We start from the raw sequence: 10,844 nt of genomic DNA on the forward strand, positions 1-10,844 counted from the left end.
CTCAGCCGTGGACGCGCTTGACCCACGACGCGGGGTCGAGGATCTCGGACTTGTCGGGCAGGTTGGCCGGCTCGGCCCAGACGGCGTTGAACCCGCTGAGGCCGACCTTCTCGTTGACCTCCCGGACGAAGACCGCTCCGTCGCGGTACTGGCGCATCTTGGCGTCGAGGCCCAGCAGGCGACGCATGAGCCGGTCGAGGCTGCCGACGCCCTTGCGCCGCTCGTTGAACTTGCGGCGGATCTCCTCGACGCTAGGGATGACCTCGGGGCCGACCCCGTCCATCACGACGTCGGCGTGGCCCTCGAGCAGGGACATGATGCCCGTGAGCTTGTCCACGACCTGCTTCTGCTTCTCGTTCTGGAACAGATCGGTGAGCGAGGCGTCGGAGTCGCCCCGCGCGATCTTGACCACCTCGCCGAAGCCGTCGGTGAGGGCCTTGGACAGCGCATTCGAGTCCAGGTCGGTCGCCTCGACGAACTCGTCCATCAGCGACTTCATGTGCCCGCGCATCCAGTCCACCGCGGTGAACTGCACGCGGTGGGTCTCCTCGTGCAGGCACACCCAGAGCCGGAAGTCGTGCGGGTCCACACCGAGCTGGCGCTCGGCCTGGACGATGTTGGGAGCGACCAGGAGGAGTCGTCCGCCCTCCCCGTGAGGTCCGTCCCAGAACGGGTCGAACTGGCCGAGGACCTTCGAGGACATGAATGACATGAGGGCCCCGAGCTCGGCGCCGGTGACCTTTTCGCCGATCGAGCGGGTGAGCCCGTTCGAGGCCTTGTTCTTCTCGGCGAGCTTGGCCATGAGCGGTTCCATCATGACCCGGAAGGTGTCGATGTTGGCCTCCATCCAGCGCGCCCGGTCCACGACGAGCACGGGGGCGGTCGCGGAGGTCGCGTGCAGATCGCTGAACTCGCGCACGGGCCCCTCCGACCGGGCAGCGCCCGCGCGGAGCTCCTCCACGGCCTCGGCGACCTCGGCGGCCGACACCTCCGGCCCGGGCTTCGAGAGCTTCTTGGCCGTGCTGAGCGCGAGATTCCAGTCGATCATGCCCATTACGGTACGCGGAGACCGAGCGAGCGCAGCGAGTGAGCGTCGGAGCGCGCCAGCGCAGCGTGAGCGTTCGCGGCGAAGCCGCCAGCGCGAGGCGCGGCGAGCGAATGGGCTCGCCCGACCCCACACCCCGGCCCCGGCTGATGTCGCCTCGCTCCGCTCACGCTCGGCCGCAGGCGGCCTCACTGGCGACCGAAAGGTCCCCACGTCGCCTCGCTCCGCTCACGCTCGGCCGCAAGCGGCCTCACTGGCGACCGACCTCGGCCGCGAGCGGCCTTACTGGCGGCCGCAGCGGCAGGACGCGATCGCGGCCGCGACCTTGTCCACGGCGGCCTGAGCGGCGAAGGGCTGGTCCCGGTCGGTGCGGTCGGCCATCACCGCGAAGATCACCGGGCGCCCGTCGGCGTCGAGCGCATAGCCCGCCAACGAGTGGACGCCGGTCAGCGTCCCGGTCTTGGCGCGGACCGTGCCGAGGGCGGTGGGCAGCTGGGCGAAGCGGTTGACCAGGGTGCCCGTGAAGCCGCTGACCGGCAGGTCCGCGAGCAGCCCCGACGTCCGCGACGACGTCCCTGCCGCGCGGAGGGTCTCGGCGAGGGTCATCGGGGCGATGCGGTTGCTCCGCGACAGACCGCTGCCGTCGGTGAGCCGCAGCCCGGACACGTCGACGTCCGCGGCCTCGAGCGCCTCCCGCACGGCCCGGGCGCCGCCGTCGAACGTCGCGGGCTCGCCCGCCGCCACGGCCACCTGCCGCAGGACGACCTCGGCGGCCTGGTTGTCGCTCGTCCTGATCAGCGTCTCGACGATCTGCCCGATCGTCGCGCTCCTGACGGTCGCTATCTGGCGGGCCCCCTCGGGCACGGTCGCCGGCGCCGGGTTGCCCGAGACCTCGATGCCGCGCTTGCGCAGCAACGACGCGAACGTCCGCGCGGCGGCCCGGGCCGGGTCGTCGGCGCGCAGACCGTTCTCGACACCCTGGTCGGCCCACAGCGAGCTGACCGGCGTCACGAGGTTCTCCGCGACGTACGACGGTCGCCACGCAGGACTCGCCGCGGGTCCGGTGAACAGCGACGCGTCGTAGTCGAGGCTGACCCGCGAGACGCCGGCCTCCTCGAGCGCAGCCGCGGCGCGGCGGGCCAGGGTCGTGAGATCGCCGCGGTGGACCCGGTCGCCGTCCGCGGCGGGTCTCGTCGCGAGGTAGGGGTCCCCGCCGCCCACCAGCACGAGCCGGTCGCCCGAGCGGACGACCCGGGTCGTGAACCGGGTGCCGGGCTCGATCGTGGCGAGCGCCGCGTACCCCGTGAGCACCTTGGTGGTCGACGCGGGGACGAACGTCCCCGAGCCGGAGCCGGCCAGGACGCTGCCGTCGTCCGGCGAGAGGGCCGCAAGGCCGACGTGGGGGCCCAGCACCTTCGCCTTCAGCGTCGGGGCGACCGCGGCGGCGAGCTTGGCCGGGTCGACCGGTCCCGGGTCCTTCGTCGATCCGGACCTCCCCGGGATTCCAGGGGTCGCGTCGATCGCCAGCGACCGCGGCGCGATGACGTTGGACGGTCCGCAGTCCCCGTCGCAGATGAACCGGTTGAGGTCACCGCGCTCCCACAGGGCCGTTCCGCCGAGCACGACGGCGGCGATCACGACCAGGGGCAGCGCGAGGGACAGGAGCGTTCTGGTGACCCTGATGTCTTGTCGTCGCGCCACGTGCGACAGACTATTGGAGAAACCCGTGACGCGATGCCGCTGGCGCGCGCACCCGATTACAACCGCCGGAGGCACCAGTGATTTTCGACGTCACCGTGGAGATCCCCAAGGGTAGCCGCAACAAGTACGAGGTCGATCACGCGTCGCACCGCATCCGGCTCGACCGGACGCTGTTCACCGCCACGCAGTATCCCGCCGACTACGGCTTCATCGACGACACCCTCGGCCTGGACAGCGATCCGCTGGACGCCCTCGTGCTGCTCTCGGAGCCCACGTTCCCCGGCTGCGTGATCTCGTGCCGCACGATCGGCATGTTCCGCATGACCGACGAGGCCGGCGGCGACGACAAGGTCCTGTGCGTCCCGGCGAAGGACCCACGCCAGCAGCACCTGCGCGACATCCACCACGTCCCGGAGTTCGACCGCCTCGAGATCGAGCACTTCTTCACGGTCTACAAGGACCTCGAGCCCGGCAAGTCCGTCGAGGGCTCCACATGGACCGGTCGCGTCGAGGCCGAGGCCGAGATCCAGGCCAGCTACGACCGCTTCAAGGCCAACGGCGGATACTGATCCGACACGCGGCACGAACACCGTGAGGTGAGGCGGCACCGACCTACGATCGCACGGTGCTGTCCCCCTTCCGGTTCGTCGTCGCCGCCATGGGGACCGCGCTCCTCCTCGGCGGCCTGCTGACCGCGCCGGCCTCTGCTGCCGGCGGCCCCCGGGTCGGCGCCCCGTACGTCACCGGGTCGACCCCGCACTCGTTGACGATCAGCTGGCCCGCGACGCCCGGCGCACGCCGCTACAAGGTCTCGTACGCAAAGAGCGCGTCCAAGGCGCGCAGGACGTCGGCGCCGGTGAAGGTGTCCAAGAAGCGCCGGACGTCGGTCCGGATCGCGGGACTGCGACGGGCCACGCGCTACTGCGTCACGGTCCGTGCCGTCACCCGGCACGGCACGGGGCCTCGCTCCGCGGCGCACTGCCACTTCACGATGCGCCGGGCGGTGCGGTGGGACCGACCCACGGTGTCGGTCGCTACCTTCAACGTCTGCGCGGCCGCCCTCAACTGCCGGCGCTGGAGGGGTCGCGAGCGGGCGATCGTCCGCCGCATCCTCGCCGCGGACGCCGACGTCGTCGCGGTGCAGGAGTCGACCCGCCGGTCCGACGACCTGGCCCGGCTGCTCGCACCGCACGGCTATGCCCGCTACAGCGACGACCCGGGGCGCGATGACGAGACGCTCTACTACCGCACGGCGAAGCTGCGCATGGACACCCGGCCGGTCACCCGGACGTCGTGCGCCCAGGACCCGTACGTCGGCGGCGCGGACACCTCCCTCTGGGAGGGGCCGCGCCACTTCGACGAGGCGACCGGCCAGTGGTACGTCCTGCGGGACGGCGGATGGCTCACCGAGGTCGAGCTGTGCCGGCCCCGCACCAAGGACGTCGCGTGGCGCGGGTCGTTCGACTCCCACACCGGGGCCACCGCTGCGTGGGCCTCGCTTCGCCTCGCGACCAACAACAAGGCGTACGTCTTCGTGTCGGCCCACCTCACGCACGCCAACACCCCTGCCGCGGTGCGGCTGCGCCGGGCGGAGACCCGCCAGCTCATCGACAAGACCAAGAAGGTCGCGCACGGTCGCACGATCGTGTTCATGGGCGACTTCAACTCCTACCGCGGCATGAACGACAGCCCGCGCAGGGAGATGGCCCGCCAGGGCTGGTTCGACGCGTACGACCGCTCGGCGACCTACACCCGGCCGTTCCTCAGCAGCCTCAACGGCTGGGACACCCGCGCCCGGTCGCTGCGGACGTGGGGCGGGCACATCGACCGCATCTTCATCCGCGCCTCGGTCGGGTCGAGCGCCTGGAAGATCGTGGCCCGCACCAAGCACCGCCGCTACGTCGCCACCAAGGCGTCCGACCACAACCCGATCCGGACGACGCTCTACCTTCCCTGAGACCTGCCCTGCGCCGCCGGCGCAGGGCAGACTGGAGCGATGATGCGTTGGTCGCGGGTCGTCCCCGCCGTCCTCTTGTGCCTCCCTCTGCTCGCCGGGGCTCCCGCGCAGGCCGCGGCCAAGCCCGATCTCGCGGTCACGGTCGTCGCGGACGGGCTGCGGCTGCCGTGGGACCTGGCGTTCCTGCCCGACCGCTCGATGCTCTACACCGAGCGGGACACCAAGACCCTCACCCTGCGGCGCCCGGACGGCACGAGCCGCCGGATCTTCACCGCGCCCCGCCACATGTGGTCCTCCGGCGAGACCGGGCTGATGTCGGTCGAGGTCGCCGCGGACTTCGCGACGTCCCGGGCGTTCATCACCTGCCACGGCTACCGCAACGCCGGTGGACGCCCCCAGGTGCGGGTCGTCCGTTGGCGGCTCGACAACGCCGCGACGTCCGCGACGTACGTGCGCACGCTCGTCGCGGGCCTGCCGTCCTCGACCGGTCGGCACGGCGGGTGCGCCCTCGCCAAGGGCAGCCGCAACCAGCTCTACATCGGCACGGGCGACGCCGCGACCGGCCCCAACCCCCAGTCGCTGCGCTCGGGCGGCGGCAAGGTCCTGCGGGTCGACGCCACGTCGGGCAAGGCGGTGTCGACGAACCCGTACGCGCGCAGCAGCAACCCCATGACCCGGCGCATCTTCACGCTCGGCCACCGCAACGTGCAGGGACTGGCCCGGCGCGCGGACGGGACGATGTGGTCGGTCGAGCAGGGCAGCTATCGCGACGACGAGGTCAACCGCCTGGTCAAGAAGGGCAACTACGGGTGGAACCCGGTGCGCCGCTCGGCGGGCGATCCGGCGTACAACGAGGGTGCCGACTCCCCCATGACCGACCACTCGCTCCGCGGCGCGCAGCGCTCGGCGGCGTGGCGCTCGGGCAACCCGACGATCGCGACCAGCGGTGCGGCGTTCGTCGGCTCCTCGTGGGGCGACTGGAACGGCGCCCTGGCGGTGGCGACGCTCAAGGGTGAGTCGCTGCGTGTGCTGCGGTTCAGCTCGGCGGGGAGCCTGCGCGAGACCTGGAAGCCGTCGGGGCTCGACGGACGCTACGGGCGGCTCCGCGGGGCCGTGCGCGGGCCGGACGGCGCGCTCTACCTGACGACGTCCAACGGCACGGACGACAAGATCCTGCGGGTCACGACCCGCAGGTGAGGCTCAGCCGGTCGTGCCCTTGAGCAGCGTGCGCATCGTGTCGGCGAAGACACCGACGTCGATCGTGTGGTCCAGGGACCGCAGCGTCCCGAGCCCGATGCCAAGGCTCAGCAGGGTCGTGGCGGTCTGGTCGGCGTCCACGACGTCGCCGAGGCCGGCCTCGGTCGTGACCTGGCGGACGAGATCGGCGATCGCCGCACGGATCGTGCGATGCCGCTTGACCAGCTCGGTCGCGACGTAGGGGCTCTGGCGGGCGATCGCCCCGAACTCGACCTCGAGCGCGGTCCACCGCGGCTGTCCGAGCCCCTCCCGCGCCCAGGCGGCGAACGCCTCGATGCGGCCGTCGAGATCGGTGTCACGGCTGAACGCGTCGACCACTCCGGCGAGCTGCTCCTCGTGGATGCTGTCGAGCACCGCCATGCACAGCTCCTCCTTGCCGGAGAAGTTGGAGTAGACCGCTCCCTTGGAGAAGCCCGCGCGCACCGCGACCTTGTCGAGCGACGTCGCCCCGTAGCCGTCGGCGAGGAACATCTCGCGGGCGACCGCTATCAGGCTCTGCCGCGTCTGCGCCTGACGCTCCGCACGGGTCGTCCGGGCTCCTTCGACGGTCACTGCTCCTCCTCGTTCGTGGTCCACGACACTCTTGCGCCACACTCAGATACCGATAGTATCTGAAACGTGATCAAAAAGGACATCGTCATCATCGGTACCGGATTCTCCGGCATGGGCATGGCCATGAAGCTGCGGGCCTCCGGCCGTGAGGACTTCGTCGTGCTGGAGAAGGCCCAGGACGTCGGCGGCACCTGGCGCGACAACACGTACCCCGGGTGCGAGTGCGACATCCCCAGTCACATGTACTCCTTCTCGTACGAGCTCAACACCGGCTGGAGCAAGAGCTTCTCGGGCCAGCCGGAGATCTGGTCGTACATGCGCAAGGTTGCCGACGAGCAGGGCATCCGCCCGTACATCGACTTCGGGGTCGAGGTCACCGGCGCGTCCTGGGACGAGGAGCGGCGGGTGTGGACCGTGCGCACCGCGTCCGGCGAGGACTACGAGGCGCGTGTCGTCGTCGCGGGCGTCGGCGGGCTGCACATCCCGAACATCCCCGAGATCACCGGGGCGGACACGTTCGAGGGGCCGCGGTTCCACTCCGCGCAGTGGGACCACTCGGTCGACCTCAAGGGCAAGAAGGTCGTGGTCATCGGCACGGGTGCCAGCGCGATCCAGTTCATCCCGATCATCGCGCAGGAGGTCGACCAGCTGACGGTCTTCCAGCGCACTCCCCCGTGGGTCCTGCCCAAGAACGACAAGCCCACGCCCGAGTGGCGCAAGAAGCTGTTCGCCACGGTGCCCGGTGCCCAGCGGGCGTACCGCAACGCGCTCTACTGGGGTCTCGAGGCACGCGCGATCGCGTTCAACGGCCACCTCAACGTGCTGCCCGTCGCGGAGAAGATCGTCACTCGCTACCTGGAGAAGAAGATCCCCGACGCCGAGCTGCGGGCCAAGCTGACCCCTGACTACCGCCTCGGCTGCAAGCGCGTGCTGCAGTCCAACACGTACTACCCGACGTTCCTGCGCGACAACGTCGAGCTCAGCACCGACGGGGTCACCGAGATCCTCAGCGACGGCGTCGTCGACGGCAACGGCGTCAAGCACGAGGCCGACGTGATCATCTACGGCACCGGCTTCCACGTCATCGACGCGTTCGACTACCTCGACATCAAGGGCAAGGGCGGCGTCGACCTGGCCTCGCAGTTCCGCGAGGAGGGCGTCGAGACGTACATGGGCATGATGGTCAACGGCTTCCCCAACCTCGCGTTCATGCTCGGCCCCAACACCGCGCTCGGCCACAACTCGGTCGTCTTCATGATCGAGCAGCAGACGAAGTTCGTGATCCGGCTGCTCGACGAGATGGACCGGTTGGGTGCTGCCGCGGCGGAGCCGACCAAGGAGGCCCAGGACGAGTTCAACGACGAGATCCAGCGCCTCGTCCAGAAGGGCATCTGGACCCAGGGCGGCTGCACCAGCTGGTATCTCGACAGCCAGGGCAAGAACCGCACGATCTGGCCGAAGTTCACCTTCCAGTACTGGTGGGAGACCCGCAAGGTCAACGTCCCCGACTTCGCCTGGGAGCAGGCCGCCTGACGGGGCCGCGTCCCGGCCGCTGATTCCCAGGAGAACCTGGGAATCTGTGGGGCCTCACCCCGGAATCTGACATGTCACCCTCGGTACGACAGGGGTGCCGTGTCAGATTCCGGGGTGCTCCTGGGAAACCGCGCTCCGGGGACCCGCGGGCTAGCGGGGGCCGACGTCGGTGACGGTGACGACGGCCTCGCCGGCCTCGTCAGACGCCGCCAGGTCGACGGTCGCGCTGATGCCCCAGTCGCGGTCGCCCTCGGGGTCGTCGAACGTCTGCCGGACGGTCCAGGTCTCCGGCCCCTCCTCGACCAGGAACAGCTCGGGGCCGCGTGACCCCGGACCGGTGCCGATGTTGGTCGCGAACCCCGACTCGGCCGGGTACTCCTCGCGGTAGGCGGCCATCGCCTCCTGCCAGGCCTCGGCGTCCCACTCGCTGTCCGGCTCGAGTGCCGCGAGCTCGGTCCAGCGGCCGAACGCCGCGAGCTCGACCCGGCGGAACATCGCGTTGCGCACCAGCACCCGGAACGCGCGGATGTTGCCGGTGACCGGCCGCGGCGTCTCGCTCGCCATCGCCTGGGGACGTACCTCCAAGGGGTCGACACCCGGAGCGATCAGCGACTCCCACTCGTCCAGCAGCGAGGAGTCGGTCTGCCGCACGAGCTCGCCGAGCCACTCGGTGAGGTCCTCGAGCTCCTCGTTGCGCGCCTTCTCCGGCACCGTGCGCCCCAGCGTCTTGTAGACGTCGGAGAGATAGCGCAGCACGAGCCCCTCGGAGCGAGCGAGCTGGTAGTCGCCGATCAGCTCGGAGAACGTCATCGCGCGCTCCCACATCTCGCGCACGACCGACTTGGGCCGCAGCTCGTGGTCCGCGACCCAGGGGTGACCGATGCGGTACGCCTCGTAGGCCGCGGTCAGCAGCTCCTCCAGCGGCTTGGGGTGCGTGATCTCCTCGAGCAGCTCCATCCGCTCGTCGTACTCGATGCCGTCCATCTTCATCTCGTTGATGGCCTCGCCGCGCGCCCGGTGACGCTGCGCGTTGATGATCGGGCGGGGGTCGTCCAGCGTCGCCTCGACGACCGACACGACGTCGAGGGCGTACGTCGGTGACTCGCGGTCGAGCAGGTCCAGGGCCGCGACCGCGAACGGCGACAGCGGCTGGTTGAGAGCGAAGTTGGCCTGCAGGTCGATCGTGAGCTGGAGGGTGCGACCCTCCTCGTCGGGCGGGTCGATCCGCTCGACGACGCCGCCGGTCAGCAGCGCGTCGATGATGTCATCGACCTGCGCGAGCATCCGGTCCTGCGCCTCCTCGGTCTCACCGCTCTCGCGCAGCAGCCGCTCGAGCGAGGCGCGGGCGTCGCCGGGACGCGAGATGACGTCGAGCACCATCGCGTGGCTGACCTTCATGCGCGAGACCAGAGGCTCGGGGGTGCCGGTCGACAGCTTCTCGAACGTGCCCTGCCCCCACGACACGAAGCCCTCGGCGGGCTTCTTGCGGTTGATGCGCTTGAGCTTCTTGGGGTCGTCGCCGGCCTTGCGGACGAGCCGGGCGTTCTCGATCTCGTGCTCGGGCGCCTCGACCACGACGTGACCGATCGTGTCGTAGCCCGCCCGCCCCGCGCGGCCGGCGATCTGCTGGAACTCGCGGACCTGCAGCTGACGCTGGCGCGTGCCGTCGTACTTGGACAGCCCGCTGAACAGCACGGTGCGGATCGGCACGTTGATGCCGACGCCGAGCGTGTCGGTGCCGCAGACCACCTTGAGCAGGCCCTGCTGCGTGAGGGTCTCGACGAGACGGCGGTAGCGCGGCAGCATGCCGGCGTGGTGGACGCCGATGCCCATGCGGATCAGGCGCGACAGGGTCTTGCCGAACGCCGACGAGAACCGGAAGTCACCCAACGCGTCCGCGATCACGTCGCGCTCGGCACGGGTCGCGACCTTGATGCTGGTGAGCGCCTGCGCCCGCTCCAGGGCGGACACCTGCGTGAAGTGCACGACGTACACCGGCGTCTGGCCGGTCTCGATGAGCTGCTCGAGGGTCTCCTGGACGGGGGTCGAGACGTACTCGCTGACGAGCGGCACCGGACGCTCGGCCGAGCGGACGACGGTGGTCTCACGGCCGGTACGCCGGGTCAGATCGGCCTCCAGCTTGGCGGTGTCGCCGAGCGTGGCCGACATCAGCAGGAACTGCGCGTGCGGCAGCTCGATCAGCGGCACCTGCCACGCCCACCCGCGCTCGGGATCGGCGTAGAAGTGGAACTCGTCCATCACGACCAGGCCGATGTCGGCCTCGGCGCCCTCGCGCAGGGCCATGTTGGCCAGGATCTCGGCGGTGGCCGCGATGATCGGGGCGTCGGCATTGACCGCGGCGTCACCGGTCACCATGCCCACGTTCTCGGCGCCGAAGATCTCGCAGAGGTCGAAGAACTTCTCGCTCACGAGCGCCTTGATCGGCGCGGTGTAGACGCTGCACTCGCCGCGCGCCAGGGCCGCGGCCATCGCGCCGGTCGCCACCAGGCTCTTGCCGGATCCGGTGGGGGTCGCCAGCACGACGTTCGCACCGGCGACGCACTCGAGGATCGCCTCGTCCTGGGCGGGGTACAGCGTCAGGCCGCGGTCGTCGACCCATTTCGTGATCGCCTCGTAGACGGCGTCCTCGTCATCGGTCACGCCTTTCGGGAGCAGGTCGATGAGGCGCATGGGTCCATTGTCCCCTGCGGCCCCCACGACCCCGCGCTCAGTCGATGATCGCCCGGTTGTTGACCTCGGTGTCGTGCGCCGAACGTCGCGACGTCGCCGAGTGGCGCA

General features: G+C 70.4%; 8 protein-coding genes. 4 read left to right on the forward strand and 4 right to left on the reverse strand.

The genetic code is table 11. From position 1 onward, the window contains the following. Position 1: 1 nt before the first annotated feature. Both GEV26_RS16075 and dacB read right to left on the reverse strand, forming a co-directional pair. Positions 2–1,048 carry a zinc-dependent metalloprotease gene (locus GEV26_RS16075; RefSeq protein WP_153654574.1) on the reverse strand — a complete coding sequence of 349 codons (1,047 nt, stop codon included), beginning with the start codon at positions 1,046–1,048 and terminating at the stop codon, positions 2–4. Positions 1,049–1,327: 279 nt separating this feature from the next. Then, positions 1,328–2,746 (reverse strand): D-alanyl-D-alanine carboxypeptidase/D-alanyl-D-alanine endopeptidase, encoded by a 1,419-nt coding sequence (dacB, locus tag GEV26_RS16080; protein WP_153654575.1) that lies wholly within the window; start codon positions 2,744–2,746, stop codon positions 1,328–1,330. Between the two features lie 77 nt (positions 2,747–2,823). Here dacB and GEV26_RS16085 point away from each other — a divergent pair, with 77 nt between their 5' ends. From GEV26_RS16085 to GEV26_RS16095, 3 genes are read left to right on the forward strand one after another with little or no spacing between them, the layout of a single operon-like run. After that, positions 2,824–3,315 (forward strand): inorganic diphosphatase, encoded by a 492-nt coding sequence (locus tag GEV26_RS16085; protein ID WP_153654576.1) that lies wholly within the window; start codon positions 2,824–2,826, stop codon positions 3,313–3,315. Positions 3,316–3,371: 56 nt separating this feature from the next. Then, the gene (locus tag GEV26_RS16090) at positions 3,372–4,703 is read left to right on the forward strand and encodes an endonuclease/exonuclease/phosphatase family protein (RefSeq protein WP_153654577.1); all 1,332 of its coding nucleotides are present in this window, start codon (positions 3,372–3,374) and stop codon (positions 4,701–4,703) included. A gap of 39 nt (positions 4,704–4,742) precedes the next feature. Then, entirely contained in the window at positions 4,743–5,900 is a 1,158-nt protein-coding gene (locus tag GEV26_RS16095) for a PQQ-dependent sugar dehydrogenase (RefSeq protein ID WP_153654578.1), read from the forward strand. Between the two features lie 3 nt (positions 5,901–5,903). On the opposite strand, the gene GEV26_RS16100 is transcribed toward GEV26_RS16095, so the two are convergent. Continuing rightward, on the reverse strand, positions 5,904–6,512 hold the full coding sequence (locus tag GEV26_RS16100) for a TetR/AcrR family transcriptional regulator (RefSeq protein WP_243838791.1): 609 nt from the start codon (positions 6,510–6,512) through the stop codon (positions 5,904–5,906). A gap of 66 nt (positions 6,513–6,578) precedes the next feature. Here GEV26_RS16100 and GEV26_RS16105 point away from each other — a divergent pair, with 66 nt between their 5' ends. Beyond that, the gene (locus tag GEV26_RS16105; RefSeq protein WP_153654579.1) at positions 6,579–8,045 is read left to right on the forward strand and encodes a flavin-containing monooxygenase; all 1,467 of its coding nucleotides are present in this window, start codon (positions 6,579–6,581) and stop codon (positions 8,043–8,045) included. Positions 8,046–8,195: 150 nt separating this feature from the next. On the opposite strand, the gene GEV26_RS16110 is transcribed toward GEV26_RS16105, so the two are convergent. Continuing rightward, positions 8,196–10,736 carry a DEAD/DEAH box helicase gene (locus GEV26_RS16110; RefSeq protein ID WP_153654580.1) on the reverse strand — a complete coding sequence of 847 codons (2,541 nt, stop codon included), beginning with the start codon at positions 10,734–10,736 and terminating at the stop codon, positions 8,196–8,198. Between the last annotated feature and the right edge of the window lie 108 nt (positions 10,737–10,844).

It is taken from the genome of Aeromicrobium yanjiei (genome assembly GCF_009649075.1).
GTDB classification, from domain to species: Bacteria; Actinomycetota; Actinomycetes; order Propionibacteriales; family Nocardioidaceae; genus Aeromicrobium; species Aeromicrobium yanjiei.

Coding starts and splice junctions, on each gene's coding strand:
- GEV26_RS16110 (WP_153654580.1), bottom strand. CDS start 10,736: ATGCGCCTCATCGACCTGCTCCCGAAAGGCGTGACCGATGACGAGGAC.
- GEV26_RS16075 (WP_153654574.1), bottom strand. CDS start 1,048: ATGATCGACTGGAATCTCGCGCTCAGCACGGCCAAGAAGCTCTCGAAG.
- GEV26_RS16095 (WP_153654578.1), top strand. CDS start 4,743: ATGATGCGTTGGTCGCGGGTCGTCCCCGCCGTCCTCTTGTGCCTCCCT.